Genomic DNA, 16,210 nt, shown 5'->3' with positions numbered 1-16,210 from the left:
TCACCGAGCCTGGTCACGGGCCGTGAGTACTTCTTGCTGCAATGGCGACACGAAACACGCACGGCTCCGTGCCTGCTGCCACGCATCGGTTCACTCCCCGAACCGGTAGCCGAAGCCGCGGATCGTCACCAGCAGCTCCGGGCGGCCCAGCTTGGCGCGCAGCTGCGCGATGTGCACGTCCAGGGACCGCGAGACCGCCAGGTAGGCATCGCCCCAGACCTCGTCCATCAGGCGCTGCCTGTTCACCGCGCTGCCCGCCTCGCCGGCCAGCACCGCGAGCACGTCGAACTCCTTCGGCGTCAGCTCCACGTCGCGGTCGCCGACCCGCACCCGGCGGGTCCGCAGGTCCACCAGCACGTCGCCGACCCGGACCTCGTCGGCGGCCGCGGCCGCCGGGCGACCGCGCCGGGCCACCGCCTCGATGCGGGCCAGCAGCTCCGCCATCCGCACCGGCTTGACCAGGTAGTCGTCCGCGCCGGAACGCAGGCCGCGGACCACCATCCGCTCCTCGCCGCGGGCGGTCAGCACCACCACCGGGATCGGCCCGACCCGGCGCAGCTTCCGCAGCACGTCGAGGCCGTCGGCGTCCGGCAGCCCCAGGTCGAGCAGCACCAGGTCGTGATCCCGGTGCCGGGTCAGCGCGTCCGCGCCGCGCGAGACCCGGGTGGGCTGGTGGCCGTGCGCGGCGAGGACGTCGACGAGCGCATCCGCCACGCCGTCGTCGTCCTCGACGAGAAGCACGCGCACCAGCCACCTCCGAAAGCTCCGCCCCGAGTATGGCGACGCGCCGGGTCAGGCCTCCAGACGGGAGTCCTTCGACGTCTCGCGCATCCGCAGGTACACGACCAGCGAGATCAGCACGCAGCCCGAGACGTACCAGAAGAACACCTGCTCCATGCCCGCCGTCTTCAGCCACAGCGCCACGTACTCCGAGGTGCCGCCGAAGATCGCCACCGTCAGCGCGTAGGGCAGGCCGACGCCGAGCGCGCGGATGTTGGTCGGGAACAGCTCCGCCTTCACGATCGCGTTGATCGAGGTGTAGCCGGTGACGATCACCAGACCGCCCAGCATCAGCGCGAACGCCGCGACCGGGTTCTGCGTCGAGCCGAGCAGCGTCATGATCGGCACGGTCAGCACCGTGCCGCAGACGCCGAAGGCCAGCAGCAGCCAGCGGCGGCCGATGCGGTCCGACAGCGCGCCCGCCAGCGGCTGCAGGAAGAGGAACACCAGCAGTGCCAGGAAGTTGATCCAGGCCACGGTGCCCTTGTCGATGCCCGAGGTCGCCACCATGTACTTCTGCAGGTAGGTCGTGTACGTGTAGAACGCCACGGTGCCGCCGAGGGTGAGGCCGACGACGAGCAGGCACTCCTTGGGGTGCTGCAGCAGCGCCCTGACGGTGCCGCGCGACTGGTTGCCCTCCGAGGTCTTCTTGTAGCTCTCGGTCTCGTCCATGCCGCGGCGCAGCCACATCACGATCACCGCGCCGACCGCGCCGATCGCGAACGGGATCCGCCACCCCCACGAATCCATCTGCTCGTTGGTGAGCACCAGGAGCAGCACGATCTGCACGCCCAGCGCGGTGAGCTGCCCGGCGACGAGCGTGACGTACTGGAAGCTGGAGTAGAAGCCGCGCTTGCTCGCGGTCGCGACCTCCGACAGGTAAGTCGCCGACGTCGCGTACTCGCCGCCGACCGAGAGGCCCTGCACCAGCCGCGCGAACACGAGCATCAGCGGCGCGGCGAGGCCGATCGTGTTGTAGCCCGGCGTCAGCGCGATCACCAGCGAGCCGCAGGCCATCAGCGTCACCGAGAGCGTCAGCGCGGCGCGGCGGCCGAAGCGGTCCGCGTAGCGGCCGAGCAGCCAGCCGCCGAGCGGGCGCATCAGGAAGCCGATGGCGAACACGCCCGCGGTGTTGAGCAGCTGGGCGGTCAGGTCGCCCTTCGGGAAGAACGCCGCCGCGAAGTACACGCTGAACGCGGTGTAGGCGTACCAGTCGTACCACTCGATCAAGTTGCCGATCGAGCCGCGAATGACGTTGGCGACCACCCGGCGCTCGCCACCGGAGCGCGCCGCAGCGTCGCGGCCGTGCACCTCAGTTGACATCCATCCTCCTCCTAGTGAACGGACTCACAGTGCGGAGGCGGGGGATCGACAACAAGAACGGCGGCGTTTCCTTTACGTCTGGTTAACGTGATGCCAACGTGGGTGATCACGCTGTGCGGTCGGTGGTTCGTGCGTGTTTCGGAGCGCTCCAGCACTCCGGAACACGCACACCCCTGGACGAGAGGAGCCTGTCGGAATGCTGCGATCGGGAGGGCTCGACGCGATCGTCGACGTCGACGGGGTGCGGGTCGGGCACGAGCAGCGGCTCGACGAGCACTGGGCCACCGGCACCAGCGTGGTCCTGGTGCCGGAGGGCGCGACGGCGGCGGTGGACGTGCGCGGCGGCGGCCCCGGAACGCGCGAGACGGATGTGCTCGAACCGAGCCACCTGGTGCAGCGGGTGCACGGCGTGGTCCTCACCGGCGGCAGCGCCTACGGCCTGGCGGCGGCCGACGGGGTGATGCGCTGGCTCGGCGAGCGCGGGCACGGCGTGCGGGTCGGCGCCGATCCGTCGCACGTGGTTCCGGTAGTGCCGGGCGCGGTGATCTTCGACGTGCCGATGAGCGACTGGGGAAACCGGCCCGACGCCGGGTTCGGCCACCGGGCCTGCGAGAACGCGACCCGCACCGAGGCCCGGCAGGGCAACGTCGGGGCGGGCACCGGCGCGGTCGTGGGCACGGTGAAGGGCGGCATCGGCACGGCCAGCGCCGTGCTGGACGACGGCACCACCGTCGGCGCGCTCGTGGCCGTCAACGCGGCCGGCTCGGCGATCGACCCGGACACCGGCCTGCCGTGGATCCCGACGCCCGGCCTGCGCCCGCCCGATCCCGCCGAGGTCGAAGCGGGCCGGCGGCTGTTCGGGAAGCGCCCCGGGCGGCGCGGCCCGGTCGAGCGGCCGCTGAACACCACGATCGGCGTGGTCGCCACCGACCTGGAGCTCTCGAAGGCCGAGTGCCGGCGGCTGGCGGTCGCCGCGCAGGACGGGCTGGCCCGCACCGTCCGGCCGGCGCACCTCCTGGTCGACGGCGACACGATGTTCGCGCTGGCCACCGGCACCGGAGCCGCCCTGCCCGCGCCGGGCGAGCCGGACTGGGCGGCGCGGCTGGACGCGGTGTGCGCGGTCGCGGCCGACGTCGTCGCGCGGGCGATCGTGCGCGGCGTGCTGGCCGCCGAACCGGTGGATGAGGTGACTTCCTACACGCGCCTCTACCCCTCGGCGCGGGAATGAATCATCGTGTACCTGCGTTTTCGCCCGACGAAGCCGCACCGGTAGCGGGATCTTCCACATCGTGGGAGGCCGGTGCCTCACCTACTAGGATGGTTGCTGTGCTGGTGATCCGACGCGACCTGGTCGATGCGATGGTCGCGCATGCCCGACGGGACCACCCGGACGAGGCGTGCGGCGTGATTACCGGCCCGGAAGGGTCGGACCGCCCGACGCGCCTGATCGAGATGATCAACGCCGAGCGTTCGCCCACCTTCTACCGGTTCGACTCCGCCGAACAGCTGAAGGTGTGGCGCGAGATGGACGAGCGGGACGAGGAGCCGGTGGTCATCTACCACTCGCACACCTCGACCGAGGCGTACCCATCGCGCACGGACGTCTCCTACGCCTCGGAGCCCAACGCGCACTACGTGCTCGTGTCCACCCGGGACCCGAAGACCCATGAGCTGCGTTCCTACCGGATCCTCGACGGTCAGGTGACCGAGGAGCCGGTGGAGGTCGTGGAGTCGTACATGTTCGCCCACACCGGTGCCGACGAGGTCCCAGACCTCGACTGAGCCGCGGCTCGCCCACCAGTGTTCGCGTCCCGATCCCAACGAAGTCCTTCGTGGACAGGAGGTTCCCCAATGGCAATCAAGGTTTCGATCCCCACGATCCTGCGCACCCACACCGGCGGCGAGAAGTCCGTCGAGGCCAAGGGCAACACCGTGGCCGAGGTGATCAACGACCTCGACAGCAACTTCAACGGCCTGAAGGACCGCCTGGTCAAGGAAGGCAATCTGCACCGCTTCGTCAACGTCTACGTCAACGACGAGGACGTGCGCTTCGCGGGCGGCCTGGAGGCCAAGGTCGCCGACGGCGACAGCGTCACCATCCTCCCGGCCGTCGCCGGCGGCATGCGCTGACGGAATTCTGCGGGACCCGCGCCGCACGGCGCGGGTAGCGGAACCTCAGAGGCCTTCTCCCGGCCCCGGCATGGGGGCCGTCCTGAGCGGGAAGGCCTCTGGGAACCCGCGGCGATGCCGGTCGCGAGGTCCGGGCGGCCCGGCACGTGGAGCTCCGCGCCTCGCCGGCGCGGAAGAACTCCACCCGCAGCAGGACATTCCCCTCCGGGCGGAGGGCGAGGAGGAGACGCACCGTGGCTCGTTACGACTCGTTGCTGGACGCGCTCGGTGACACCCCGCTGGTGGGGCTGCCCCACCTGTCACCGGCGCCGGACGTCCGGCTGTGGGCCAAGCTGGAAGACCGCAACCCGACCGGTTCGATCAAGGACCGGGCGGCGCTGGCCATGATCGAGGCGGCCGAGAAGGAAGGCCGGCTCACCCACGGCTGCACGATCCTGGAGCCGACCTCCGGCAACACCGGGATCTCGCTGGCGATGGCGGCCAAGCTCAAGGGCTACGGCCTGGTCTGCGTGATGCCGGAGAACACCTCGGAGGAACGCCGCCAGCTGCTGCAGGCATACGGGGCGCGGATCGTCTCCTCGCCCGCGGCGGGCGGCTCGAACCAGGCGGTGGCGGTGGCCAAGGAACTGGCCGAGCAGAACCCGGACTGGGTGATGCTCTACCAGTACGGCAACCCGGCCAACGCCGAAGCGCACTTCCGCACCACCGGACCGGAGATCCTGCGCGACCTGCCGACGGTGACGCACTTCGTGGCCGGGCTGGGCACCACCGGAACCCTGGTCGGGGTCGGCCGCTACCTGCGCCAGCAGAAGCCGGACGTGCAGATCGTCGCGGCGGAACCGCGCTACGGCGAGCTGGTCTACGGCCTGCGCAACCTCGACGAGGGCTTCGTGCCGGAGCTGTACGACCCGGACGTGCTGACGCGCCGGTTCTCGGTCGGCTCCTACGACGCGCTGCGCCGCACCCGCCAGCTGCTGGAGAGCGAGGGCATCTTCGCGGGCATCTCCACCGGCGGCGTGCTGCACGCGGCGCTGACGATCGCGGAAAAGGCTGCGGCAGAAGGAGAATCGGCGGACATCGCGTTCGTGGTGGCGGACGCGGGCTGGAAGTACCTCTCGACGGGCGCCTACAGCGGCACCCTCGACGAGGCGGCCCAACGCCTCGAAGGCCAACTCTGGGCCTGATCACCGCGGACGAGCTCCCCGAGGAGCACCGCTGACCCGCCAGGTCAAAGGTGCTCCTCGCCTGCGTCGTTGCACAGTTTCAATTGAGGTTTTTCCATCCTCGTTTTGCGTGGCGGTGCGGGTAGCGGAACCTCAGAGGCTTCCTGGTCTGTGGGTGCCCTGACTTATGTATGTCCAATACACGGCGTCAGGGCCGTCCTCGCCAGGAAGCCTCTGAGAACCCGCGGCGGTGCCAGTGTCGTAGGTGGGCTATGCGCCTGCGGCGCATGCGACAGCCCATCGACGTGCAGCTTTGCGGCTCGCGGCTGCGGGCCGACCAGGATGAAAAAGGCTCATTGAAACCTCGCTCCGAGGGTCCGCAATTTCCATTGAAATCGAAGAAGTTGTCCACATCCTCCGGTGTGTCGGACCCACGACACGCCGGAGACTGTGGACAACCCGCAATTTCCATTGAAATTGAACCTTCGATTTCAATGGAAATTGCGGTGCGCCGGTCGGGAGTCTGGTGGGTCAGCCGGTGAAGGCGAAGGGGCGGGTGCCGGTGCCGATGTTCGGGAGGACCAGCAGGGCGCCGTCCGCCTCGGCCGGGTCCGGGACGCCGTCGCGGGCCGTTGTGACGTACAGGTCCGTGAGGTCCGGGCCGCCGAAGCAGCAGTCCGTCGGGCGGCGCGCCGGCAGCGGGATCGTTCGCTCCAGCTCGCCTTGCGCGGTGTAGCAGCGGATTTCGCCCCGGTCGCGCACCGCGACCCAGATCCGGCCCGCGTCGTCGACGCACAGGCCGCTCGGTTCGCCGTCGACGTCGCAGAGCGCCCGGCGGTTGTTTGCCGCACCGGCGACGAGGTCGAAGTCCAGCACGTCGATGCGCCGCGCCGCGCCGTCCGACAGGTACATCCGGGTGTCGTCCGGGCTCCAGCCGATGCCGTGCCCGGCGACCAGATCGGGCACCGCGATCTTCGCCGCGCCGTCCGCCGTCACGCGGGCCAGCCAGCCCCCGGCGCCCAGCGTCGTCGCCCACAGCCGGCCCTTGCGGTCGATCGTCGTCGCCCCGGCCTGGACGCCGTCGCGGGCCCAGTAGGCCAGCCAGGTGCGCTGTTCACCGCCGGCGTCGTACAGGGCGATGCCTTCGGCCAGGTGCAGCACCAGCCCGCCGCGGCTGCGCGGTTTCGCGCCGCCGACCTGCTGGGGCAGCCCCATCACGTGATCGGCCTGCCCGGGCACGTAGCGGTGCGCGGTGTGGGCGGGCGCGTCGGTCCAGAGCAGCGTGTCGGTGCCGACGTCCCAGGTCGGTGCCTGTCCGGACCGCGCCTCCGCGGGCACCGCGATGTCGACCTGGGCTTGCACGAGGCACCTTTCGGGGGACGATCACGACGATCCGGGACTTTACCGGGGCGGCGCTTGTTGATCATGGCTCGGCCCCGGTGACGTGCGGCCCACGGCAAATATCGGGGTCATCCCCGAGACCTGGGGCCTGGGGAGACTCCGCCGCGTAACCTCGTTGGTGTGAACCGACTGCCTGAACGCCGCCGGGCACGAGTGCTGCCCCAGAATCCGCTGCGAGCCGCTGTCGGGATGCTCATCGCCGTCGCGGCGCTCTACGGCATCGAGTTCTACGACGCCGCGACCCCTGCTTCGAGCCTCGACGCCTACGGCATCGAGCCGCGGGACGTCGACGGCCTGGGCGGCATCGTGTGGGCGCCGCTGCTGCACGCCGGGTGGGGACACCTGTGGGCGAACACGCTGCCGTTCCTGGTGCTCGGCTGGCTGGTGCTGGCCGGCGGGCTGCGGCAGTTCGTCGCGGTGACCGCGACGGTCTGGATCGTCGGCGGCATCGGCACCTGGCTGGTGGGCGCGCCGGGGGTGCACGTCGGCGCGTCCGGCGTGATCTTCGGCTGGATGGTGTTCCTGCTGCTGCGCGGCTTCTTCCAGCGCAGCTTCGCGCAGATCCTGGTCGCGGTGGCGCTGTTCTTCTACTGGGGCGGCATGTTGTGGGGCGTGCTGCCCGGCCAGCCCGGCATTTCCTGGGAGGGCCACCTGTTCGGCGCGCTGGGCGGGGTGCTCGCGGCCTGGATCGTGGCGCGCAGCACTCGTCGGCAGGTCGCCGAACCCGCGCCTGGCAAACTGGCCGAGTGACTGACGCCCCGATCGGGATCTTCGACTCCGGCCTCGGTGGGCTGACCGTGACCCGAGCGGTCATGGACCAGTTGCCGGCCGAAACGGTGCACTACGTCGGCGACACCGCCAACGCCCCGTACGGCCCGATGCCGCTGGCCGAGATCCGCGCCCGCACCCTCGCGATCACCGACTCACTGGTCGACGAGGGCGTGAAGATGCTGGTGATCGCCTGCAACACCGCGTCGGCGGCCTGCCTGCGCGACGCCCGGGAGCGGTACGAGATCCCGGTGGTCGAGGTGGTCCTGCCCGCGGTGCGGCGGGCGGTGGCGACGACCCGCAACGGCCGGGTCGGCGTGATCGGCACCAAGGCCACCATCCAGTCCCGCGCCTACGACGACGCGTTCACCGCCGCCCGGGACATCACGCTCACCACCGTCGCGTGCCCGCGCTTCGTGGAGTTCGTCGAGCGCGGCATCACCAGCGGCAGGCAGATCCTCGGCCTGGCGCAGAGCTACCTGGACCCGCTGCAGCAGGCCGACGTCGACACCCTGGTGCTCGGCTGCACGCACTACCCGATGCTCACCGGCGTGCTGCAGCTCGCGATGGGCGACCACGTGACGCTGGTCTCCAGCGCGGAGGAGACGGCCAAGGACGTGCTGCGGGCGCTCACCGAGAACGACCTGCTCGCGGACCCGGAGACGGTGCCCGAGCACGAGTTCCGGGCCACCGGCGCGCCGGACCGGTTCGCCCGGTTGGCGGCTCGCTTCCTGGGTCCGGCCGTGGTGGCCGATGCCGTTCGGCCGCTGACCGTGTCAAGCTCCATCGCATGAAGCTGACGATCCTCGGTTGTTCCGGCAGCTTTCCCGGCCCGGACTCGCCGTCGTCCGGATACCTGCTGGAGTCCGGCGGCACGCGCATCGCGCTCGACCTCGGCAACGGCACGCTCGGCGCGATGCAGCGGTTCGTCGACCCGTTCCAGCTCGACGCGGTGTTCTTCAGCCACCTGCACCCGGACCACTGCGCGGACTTCGCCGCGCTGACGGTGCTGCGCCGCTACCACCCGAACCCGCCGCACGACCCGACCGCGCGGCGGTTGCGGGTGATCGCGCCCGAGAACGCCCCGGAGCGGTTCGCGGCCCTCTACGCGCCGGACGCGGCCGAGCGGGCCGAGACCGATCTGTCCGATGTGTTCGAGTTCACCCCGATCGCGGCGGAGCCGGTGCGCGTCGGCCCGTTCGAGGTGCAGGCGGTGCCCATGGCGCACCTGTGCGCGTCGTGGGGATTCCGCGTGGCGGCCGAGGGCAAGGTGCTGGCCTACACCGGTGACACCGGGCCGTGCCCGCAGCTGACCGAGCTCGCCGCGGACGCCGATGTGCTGCTGTCGGAGGCGTCCTGGGCGGACTTCCCGGACGCGCCCGAGGGCGTGCACCTGTCCGGGCGCCAGGCGGCCGAGGTGGCGAAGGCGGCCCGAGTCCGCCGCCTGCTGCTCACGCACATCGTGCCGTGGGCGGACCGCGAGGAGATCCTCGCCGAGGCGAAGGCGGCGTTCGACGGCCCGGCCGAGCTCGTCGCCGCCGACCGCACCTACGACGTCTAGGCACCCGCGACGGGTCCGCTGCCGGGCGGGCTTAGGGTTGGGGGCGTGGCACGAGCGGATGGGCGGAGCGACGACCAGCTCCGAGAGGTGCGGATCACGCGCGGATACCAGGACTGGCCGGCTGGTTCGGTGCTGGTGGAGTTCGGCAAGACCCGGGTGTTGTGCGCGGCCAGCGTCCAGGAGGGCGTCCCGCGCTGGCGGACCGGCTCCGGGCTCGGCTGGGTGACCGCCGAGTACGCGATGCTGCCGTCGTCGACGAACACCCGCAGCGCCCGCGAGTCGGTGAAGGGCCGCATCGGCGGCCGCACGCACGAGATCAGCCGGCTGATCGGCCGCTCGCTGCGGGCCTGCATCGACCTGGCGGCGCTCGGCGAGAACACCATCACAATGGACTGCGACGTGATCCAGGCCGACGGCGGCACCCGCACCGCCGCGATCACCGGCGCCTACGTGGCGCTGGCCGACGCGGTGACGTGGCTGGGCGCGGCCGGTCGCCTGTCCGACCCGAAGCCGCTGTCCTGCTCGGTCGCGGCGGTGAGCGTCGGCGTGGTGGACGGCCGGGTGCGGCTGGACCTGCCCTACGAGGAGGACTCCCGCGCCGAGGTGGACATGAACGTGGTGGCCACCGACCACGGCACCCTGGTGGAGGTGCAGGGCACCGGCGAGGGCGCCACCTACACGCGGTCCACGATGGACAAGATGATCGACTTCGCGCTGGACGGCTGCGCCAAGCTGGCCGAGCTCCAGTCGGCGGCGCTGGCCGAGCCCTACCCGGGCGAACTCCCGGGGAGCGCGGCATGACGCGAGTGCTGCTGGCCACCCGGAACCAGAAGAAGCTGGTGGAACTGCGCCGGATCCTCGCCGCCGAGGGCGTGACCGGCGTGGAGGTCATCGGCCTGGCCGACGTCCCGGAGTTCCCGGAGGCGCCGGAGACGGGCGCGACTTTCGAGGAGAACGCGGTGGCCAAGGCCGCGGACGCGGCGAAGGCCACCGGCCTGCCGGCGATCGCGGACGATTCGGGCATCGCGGTCGACGCGCTCAACGGGATGCCGGGAGTCCTGTCGGCCCGCTGGTCGGGCGAGCACGGCGACGACCAGGCGAACCTGGACCTCCTGCTGGGCCAGCTCGCGGACGTCCCGGACGAGCGCCGCGGGGCGGCGTTCGTGTCGGCGTCGGCGCTGGTGCTGCCGGACGGCGCGGAAACCGTGGTGCGCGGTGAGTGGCGGGGCACGGTGATCCGGGAAGAGCGCGGGGCCAACGGCTTCGGCTACGACCCGATCTTCGTCCCGGAAGGCGAAACCCGGACCAGCGCGGAACTGTCCCCGGAGGAGAAGGACGCGGACTCCCACCGAGGCCGGGCACTGCGACTCCTCCTCCCGGCCATCCGCGAACTCGCGGGCTAGAGCGCGCGGTCAGACCCGGCGGACCGTGCCGGGTCGCAACAGCGGGATGCCCTTCACCCGGTCCTTCGCACCCACGATCACCCGGATGTCGCGTCCGGCCATCGGCGACAGGTCGAGGCCGGGGCGGGTGCCGCGGAGGTGCACGGTGCGCAGGCGCGGCATCCGCCGCAACGCCTCCACGCTGGTCAACGACGGGCAGTCGATGATCTCCAGGCGCCGGAGGTCCGGCAGTGCGCCCAGCGCCGCGAGGTCGGTGATCCAGCACCTGTTGAACAGGACCCGCCGCAGCTCGGGGAACGCCTCGTAGGTGCGGTCGAAGACGTCTGCGGTCCCGCAGTCGTGGATGTGCAGCTCCCGCAGGCGGGGCAGCGCGGTCAGGTCCGACAGGAAGCCGATCTTGCGCGGGTTCTGCAGGCTGAGCACCTCCAGGTCGGCGCTGTTGGTGATGGGTGCGTAGTCGGTCACCCCCTGCAGCTCGAACAGCCACAGCTCCCGCAGCCGTGGCAGGTTGTCCAGGAAATCCAGCCGGTCCGGGCCGGGGCGCTGCGCGAAGAAGAGGTGCCGGAGCCCGGGTAGTTCGCGCAGGACGTCGTGATCGGCCCAGCTCGTCGAGTTGCTCAGCAGCAGGTAGGTCAGCTCCGGGTGGTCGCGCAGCGGGCGCAGCGACACCGGGGTGCGGCTGTAGGCGTTGATCGCGGAGATCGGCATGTCGCGCGGGAGGAAGTCCAGGTCGCCGATCTCCTCCCGGATCCGCAGCGAAACCCGTTGCAGCGCGGCGACTTTCGCCAGGTGCGGCAGTTGGTCCAGGTTGCGCACCGCGAGGTGGCCGCCGTTCAGCGGGGCGTGCGCGAGCACTCGCTCGGCGAACGCCTGCGGCTCGAACAGCTCCCATGCCGCCGCGATCTCGTCCTGCACCTCGCCGCGCGGATCCACCGCGTACTCGGCGAGCCGTTCCAGCGCCGCCGGGCCGTTGATCAGCGCAGCCGTGCGCACGCACGCCACCGCCTGCGCCGCGGAGAGATCTCCGGTGCGTTCGGGCAGGTAGCTCAGCAGGACCTCGCCCACGGTCGCCAGGGACTGGCTCTCCCGGGTGTTGCGCGGCGGGACCAGGCTGCCGATCGCGGCCTCCAAGCGGTCCACCATGGACACCGGCAGGTCGTCGAGGGATTCCTGGCAGGTGGCGATCAGCAGCAGCAGGCGGCGGCGCTGCTTCACGTTCGACTGCTCCGCGCGGTCGAGCAGGCCGGTCAGCAGGTCCGCGCGACGCGGCCGCGTCAGCAGGCCCGCCGCCATGATCACGGTCTCCCGCCACTGGTCGGAGTGCGCGTTGTCCACCAGCAGCGGGACGTGCTCCTCCGCGGCGATCTCGCGCGCGGCGAGGAATTCCTGGAAGGTCCGGTGCACGAAGTCGATGCGGTCCTCGGCGGGTTCGCGGACGACCCCGCTGCGCTCCACCAGGTAGTCCAGGCAGTCCTCGGCCCGGCAGGTCACCCCGGGCATGGTCGGCAGCTTCCGCTCGATGCGGCGCAAGGCGTTGTCGCGGTCGATCTCCGCGCGGCCGTTGAGGTTCAGCCAGAACGCCAGGTCCTGCAGCAGCACCAGCTTCTGCGCGTACGTCAGGTCGATCTCGTGCCGGATGCCGCGCAGGGATTCCCGCCGGACCAGCAGCATCTCCAGCGCCGCCTCGTAGAGGTTCTTGCGATCACGCGGCAGGTCGCCGCCGCGATCGAGGTTCAACGCGCACAACATCGCGCACAGCAGCGGGCTGCGCGCCAGGTTGCGCAGGTGCGGACGGGCGTCGAGCTTCGCGATCAGGCCGCGCTGGTGGGCCCGGACCTCGGCCCGGTCGAACGGCAGCGCATCGACTTCGGAGTCGAGCAGGGCCTGGTGCCAGCGCCGCAGGAACTCGTGGACGTCGGAGGCGGTCATGTGCTCCAGATCGACCGCGGTGAAACCTTCGGCGCGCAGCCACGTGGTGCTCGCCGCGGCCGGTCGCGCGGTCACCACGACGGCGGTGCCCGGGTAGCTCTGCAGCACGTTGCCGAGCCAGTCGCGGACCCGGCCGCGCTCGTCCTCGACGAGCTCGTCCACGCCGTCGGCCAGCAGCAGCACCTCACCGGCGATCAGCCGCCGGTGCACCCAGCCGGCCGGGACCGGGCCGACCAGCGGGCTCCGCGGCTCGGACAGGAACTCCTCCGGGTGCGGCAGCGGGCGGTCGGCGTAGCTGCGGAGCTTGATCAGCACCGGCACGCGGCCGTTCCACTTCTGCAGCGCGCCGGTGAAGCCGTTGCGCGCGGCCTGCACCGCGATCCAGCGCAGCAGCGTGCTCTTGCCCGAACCGGCCTCCCCGCGCACCAGCGTGAGTTCGGCCCTGCTCAGCGCGGCTTCGACCCGCATCGACTCGTTGCGGTGCTTCTGCTGCGCGGACCACGGGTCGTTGCGGTGCCGTCCCTCGTCGACGCTGAGGCTGAGGTAGGCCACGGAAAGCCGGGTCTTGGGGCGGAAGTTGCGGATGCTGACGCCGATCAGCTCCAGGTCGTCGTTGTGCTTGGCGACGAGGTCGAGGTAGCGGGCGCGGAACTGCTCGTCGTGGTCGGCCCCGGCCGGTGCGTCCAGGCTGGTGACCGGTAATCGTTCCAGGATCCGGTCGATGCCGGACAGGACGGCGGATGCGCGCCGGAGGGTCTCCTCGGCCAGGCGCGAGTCGTATTCGGGCAGCTCGCGGACCAGGTGCACCAGTTGCACGCAGCTCTGGTCCAGGGCGCGATCGAACAGCGCCTGCGCGTCCGCACCGAGCCCGGCCCGGGCGGTTGCGTCGGGCACCTGGTCGCGGACGCGCTTGGCGAGCGAGATCGGGTGCAGGTCCGCGCCGAGGAGCACGGCGTCGGAGAGGTCCGCGTCCGCGAGGGCGTCCACGACCGCGTCGAGGGCGGCGAGGCGCTCGTTCTCCGCCAGATCGGCGAATTCCCTCGCGCACAGCTCTTCCAGCTGTTCCCCGGCGAGCTCGCCGACCTCTTCGAGCTTGCGGCGGAGTGCGCGGCGGTCCCGTTCGCGGAGCCCGCCGAAGCGCTGTGCGATCAGCTCGGTGAGCTCCGCGCCTCGGCGGTTCTCCGCCTTCCTGCTGGTCAACCAGGCAGTGGCGACGTGCTTGACGACGGTTCCACCGACGCGCAGGAAGGCCGTTTCGAGTCCGGACACGCCAACCCCCTCAGGCAGACTCCGCTGCCGATCTTCGCGGGAATCGCAGGTTTCGGACAAATCCGCTGGTCAACTGTGGTGGCCGGGGGCGCGGGCAAGGCGGGCTCGGCAGGGACTGTGGTGTGCGCGGTGTGACGGGCGGTTGTCGTGGTGGGACCCTCCACATCCGGATTCTGGGCAATTCCATTTAATTCGGATTTAGTGCGCCGATGCGACATTGGTCATACATCAGGAGGGGCAGCCACAGTCCGGGGAGCCTCTGAGGTTCCGCTACCCGCACCGCCACGCAAACCGAGGTTGGAAAAACCTCAGTTGTTCTTGATCTTTTTCGCCGCATATTTCGGCGGCATTGGGGAAACCGGATTCCTGAGTAGGGTGGGGTAATGAGCCGAGGTGTTCGACGGCGGGAATTCGTCCGTTTTCGGGTTTGTGTTGCTGGTGTTGTTCTCGGGGCATTGGTCGGGATTGCCGGCTGCTCTCCGGGCGGCGGTGGGCAGGATGCCGCGCCGCCTCCGAAGCCGGCGCCGGTCGTCGACATCACGGCTGCCGGAGGCGACCAGGTGAACCCGACCACTCCGATCGACGTGCGGGTTCAGAACGGCAAGCTCACCGCCGTCACCGTGACCAATCCCGACGGCAAGCAGGTCGCCGGGCAGATGGCTGACGGTCAGACGGGCTGGCGCACCACCGAGGTGCTCGCCTACGACAAGGTCTACGACGTGGCCGCCACGGTCGTCGACGGCGACGGGAAGAGCACCACGCAGCACAAGGCGATCCACACGCTCGCCCCCGAGGCGCAGGCCTACCCGAGCGTGGTCCCGGCGCCCTCCACCCACGACGTGGGCGTCGGGCAGCCCATCGTCGTCCGGTTCGACCACGCCATCAAGGACCATGTCGCAGCGGAGAAGGCGCTGCAGATCAGCAGCGCTCCCGACCAGCCCGGCGGCTGGTACTGGATTTCCGACAAGGAAGTGCACTACCGGCCGCAGAACTACTGGCAGCCGGGCACCAAGGTCACGTTGAAGATCAACCTCTACGGCGTGGACCTGGGCGGCGGGGTTTACGGGGAGACCGACCGCAGCATCGACTTCGCGGTGCACGATTCCTGGATCGCGAAGGCCGACGGAAATACCGAGCAGATGCAGATCTTCCACAACGGTCAGCTCGTCAACACGATGCCCATCAGCATGGGCAAGGACATCACCCCGACCCACGTCGGCGCGCACGTCATCTCGGACAAGCACGAGAAGTACACGATGGACTCCTGCACCTACGGCGTGTGCCCGCCCGACCCGAAGGCGTACCGGTCCGACGAGTTCTTCGCCGAACGCATCTCCAACGACGGGGAGTTCGTGCACGAGAACCCGGCCAGCGTCGCGCAGCAGGGCAGCTCCAACGTCTCGCACGGCTGCATCAACCTCGACCAGGCCAACGCGCAGTGGTTCTTCGAGCACTTCGGGCTCGGCGACGTCGTCGAGGTCACCAACTCCGGCGGCCCGGCGCTACCGGTGTGGGACACCTACGGCGACTGGGCGTTGTCCTGGGACAAGTGGCAGGCCGGCAGCGCCCTCCACTAGATGATTGATTCCAAACTCGGTTTGCTTGTCGGTGCAGGTGGCGGAACCTGAACCCGCGGCGGTGCCGGTCGCGGGGTGGGCTAAGCGCTACGCGCTTGCGACAGCTCACACCGCTGGTGCGTGAGGCGTCGCGGCTGCGGACCCAATAGGAATCAAACATCTAGCGGCGGCGTCGGTAGCCTCGTCCGGGTGATGGGAGTGGTCGAGCGGATCTGGCGGTACCCGATCAAGTCGACCGGCGGTGAGCCGCTGCACCGGGTCGACGTCGATGCGCGGGGGCTGCTCGGGGACCGGCTCTTCGCGGTGCGCGACGCCGGGGGCAAGTTCGGGTCGGGGAAGAACACCCGCCGCTTCCGGCGGATGCCCGGCCTGCTGGAGCTGCGCTCCCGCTACCTGGACGACGCCGACGAGCCGGAGCTGCTGGATCCGCACGGCACCGTCGTCGCGGACCCGACGGCCTACCTCCGCGGCTACCTCGGCCGCGACGACGTCGAGGTGGCGCGCGAGGCGGCCGTCTCCCACTTCGACCAGCTCCCGCTGAGCGTCCTGACCACCGCCACCCTCGACTGGGTGCGCTCGGTAGTCCCGGGCGTGCCGGTCGACGAGCGGCGCTTCCGGCCGAACCTCCTGGTTCGCACGCCGCCGGGCACCCCGCCCTTCGCGGAGGACGAATGGTTCGGGAGCAAGGCGCGGATCGGCGGCCTGTGCGTCGAATTCGTGCGATCCAGCGAGCGGTGCGCGATGGTCAACGAGGCCCAGCGGGATCTGCCGCACTCGGCGCAGGTGCTGCGGGCCATCGCCAAGGAGCACGACACCCGCCTGGACGCGCTGGCGACGGTCGCGACCCCGGGGCCGGTGCAAGTCGGGGACGCCGTCGTACTTCTCTAGCGCCTGCCGCGAAAGCAA

Annotated in this window: 15 protein-coding genes; 11 read left to right on the top strand and 4 right to left on the bottom strand. The window is 70.6% G+C overall.

Annotated features, from left to right (window positions below; genetic code table 11):
- Nucleotides 1-90 precede the first annotated feature (90 nt).
- A complete protein-coding gene (locus AC07FN_RS26355) occupies nucleotides 91-747 on the bottom strand; it encodes a response regulator transcription factor (protein ID WP_093261950.1) in 657 nt (218 codons plus the stop codon).
- A gap of 45 nt (nucleotides 748-792) precedes the next feature.
- On the bottom strand, nucleotides 793-2,103 hold the full coding sequence (locus tag AC07FN_RS26350) for an MFS transporter (protein WP_478398045.1): 1,311 nt from the start codon (nucleotides 2,101-2,103) through the stop codon (nucleotides 793-795).
- A gap of 196 nt (nucleotides 2,104-2,299) precedes the next feature.
- On the opposite strand from AC07FN_RS26350, the gene AC07FN_RS26345 reads away from it, so the two are divergent.
- The 4 genes from AC07FN_RS26345 (at nucleotide 2,300) to AC07FN_RS26330 (ending at nucleotide 5,417) form a co-directional block, all read left to right on the top strand.
- Entirely contained in the window at nucleotides 2,300-3,331 is a 1,032-nt protein-coding gene (locus AC07FN_RS26345) for a P1 family peptidase (RefSeq protein ID WP_478398044.1), read from the top strand.
- 98 nt (nucleotides 3,332-3,429) lie between these two features.
- Nucleotides 3,430-3,885 carry a M67 family metallopeptidase gene (locus AC07FN_RS26340; protein ID WP_358304495.1) on the top strand — a complete coding sequence of 152 codons (456 nt, stop codon included), beginning with the start codon at nucleotides 3,430-3,432 and terminating at the stop codon, nucleotides 3,883-3,885.
- 69 nt (nucleotides 3,886-3,954) lie between these two features.
- A complete protein-coding gene (locus AC07FN_RS26335) occupies nucleotides 3,955-4,233 on the top strand; it encodes a MoaD family protein (RefSeq protein ID WP_358385211.1) in 279 nt (92 codons plus the stop codon).
- A 233-nt stretch (nucleotides 4,234-4,466) separates the two neighbouring features.
- The gene (locus AC07FN_RS26330) at nucleotides 4,467-5,417 is read left to right on the top strand and encodes a PLP-dependent cysteine synthase family protein (RefSeq protein ID WP_132482501.1); all 951 of its coding nucleotides are present in this window, start codon (nucleotides 4,467-4,469) and stop codon (nucleotides 5,415-5,417) included.
- A 510-nt stretch (nucleotides 5,418-5,927) separates the two neighbouring features.
- Here the strand turns inward: AC07FN_RS26330 and AC07FN_RS26325 are convergent.
- A complete protein-coding gene (locus tag AC07FN_RS26325; RefSeq protein WP_478398043.1) occupies nucleotides 5,928-6,758 on the bottom strand; it encodes an SMP-30/gluconolactonase/LRE family protein in 831 nt (276 codons plus the stop codon).
- Nucleotides 6,759-6,950: 192 nt separating this feature from the next.
- Here AC07FN_RS26325 and AC07FN_RS26320 point away from each other — a divergent pair, with 192 nt between their 5' ends.
- The 5 genes from AC07FN_RS26320 to rdgB are packed head-to-tail and all read left to right on the top strand — an operon-like array spanning nucleotide 6,951 to nucleotide 10,529.
- Nucleotides 6,951-7,547 (top strand): rhomboid family intramembrane serine protease, encoded by a 597-nt coding sequence (locus tag AC07FN_RS26320; protein ID WP_478398082.1) that lies wholly within the window; start codon nucleotides 6,951-6,953, stop codon nucleotides 7,545-7,547.
- Nucleotides 7,544-8,359 (top strand): glutamate racemase, encoded by an 816-nt coding sequence (gene murI, locus AC07FN_RS26315; protein ID WP_478398042.1) that lies wholly within the window; start codon nucleotides 7,544-7,546, stop codon nucleotides 8,357-8,359. The genes AC07FN_RS26320 and murI overlap by 4 nt, the downstream gene beginning before the upstream one ends.
- A complete protein-coding gene (locus AC07FN_RS26310; protein WP_478398041.1) occupies nucleotides 8,356-9,126 on the top strand; it encodes an MBL fold metallo-hydrolase in 771 nt (256 codons plus the stop codon). The genes murI and AC07FN_RS26310 overlap by 4 nt, the downstream gene beginning before the upstream one ends.
- 45 nt (nucleotides 9,127-9,171) lie before the next feature.
- A complete protein-coding gene (gene rph, locus AC07FN_RS26305) occupies nucleotides 9,172-9,927 on the top strand; it encodes a ribonuclease PH (RefSeq protein WP_478398040.1) in 756 nt (251 codons plus the stop codon).
- Nucleotides 9,924-10,529, top strand: a complete 606-nt coding sequence (gene rdgB / locus AC07FN_RS26300) for an RdgB/HAM1 family non-canonical purine NTP pyrophosphatase (protein WP_452619242.1) — start codon at nucleotides 9,924-9,926, stop codon at nucleotides 10,527-10,529. Before rph ends, rdgB begins: the two co-directional genes overlap by 4 nt.
- A gap of 9 nt (nucleotides 10,530-10,538) precedes the next feature.
- Here rdgB and AC07FN_RS26295 read toward each other — a convergent pair whose 3' ends face one another.
- Nucleotides 10,539-13,727: an NACHT domain-containing protein gene (locus tag AC07FN_RS26295; protein ID WP_478398039.1), complete on the bottom strand. Its 3,189-nt coding sequence runs from the start codon at nucleotides 13,725-13,727 to the stop codon at nucleotides 10,539-10,541.
- A gap of 560 nt (nucleotides 13,728-14,287) precedes the next feature.
- On the opposite strand from AC07FN_RS26295, the gene AC07FN_RS26290 reads away from it, so the two are divergent.
- Both AC07FN_RS26290 and AC07FN_RS26285 read left to right on the top strand, forming a co-directional pair.
- Nucleotides 14,288-15,304 (top strand): L,D-transpeptidase, encoded by a 1,017-nt coding sequence (locus AC07FN_RS26290; protein WP_478398038.1) that lies wholly within the window; start codon nucleotides 14,288-14,290, stop codon nucleotides 15,302-15,304.
- Nucleotides 15,305-15,496: 192 nt separating this feature from the next.
- Nucleotides 15,497-16,192, top strand: a complete 696-nt coding sequence (locus tag AC07FN_RS26285) for an MOSC domain-containing protein (protein ID WP_478398081.1) — start codon at nucleotides 15,497-15,499, stop codon at nucleotides 16,190-16,192.
- The last annotated feature ends 18 nt before the right edge of the window (nucleotides 16,193-16,210 follow it).

This window comes from Saccharopolyspora sp. NPDC045941 (assembly GCF_056431445.1).
Note: the sequence above shows the minus strand (reverse complement) of the source record. Positions and strands in the feature narration are given on the sequence as shown.

Bases quoted from the DNA above. Each gene is read 5' to 3' on its own strand.
- AC07FN_RS26345 (WP_478398044.1), top strand. From the start codon at position 2,300: ATGCTGCGATCGGGAGGGCTCGACGCGATCGTCGACGTCGACGGGGTG.
- AC07FN_RS26350 (WP_478398045.1), bottom strand. From the start codon at position 2,103: ATGTCAACTGAGGTGCACGGCCGCGACGCTGCGGCGCGCTCCGGTGGC.
- AC07FN_RS26285 (WP_478398081.1), top strand. From the start codon at position 15,497: ATGGGAGTGGTCGAGCGGATCTGGCGGTACCCGATCAAGTCGACCGGC.
- AC07FN_RS26310 (WP_478398041.1), top strand. From the start codon at position 8,356: ATGAAGCTGACGATCCTCGGTTGTTCCGGCAGCTTTCCCGGCCCGGAC.
- rdgB (WP_452619242.1), top strand. From the start codon at position 9,924: ATGACGCGAGTGCTGCTGGCCACCCGGAACCAGAAGAAGCTGGTGGAA.
- AC07FN_RS26335 (WP_358385211.1), top strand. From the start codon at position 3,955: ATGGCAATCAAGGTTTCGATCCCCACGATCCTGCGCACCCACACCGGC.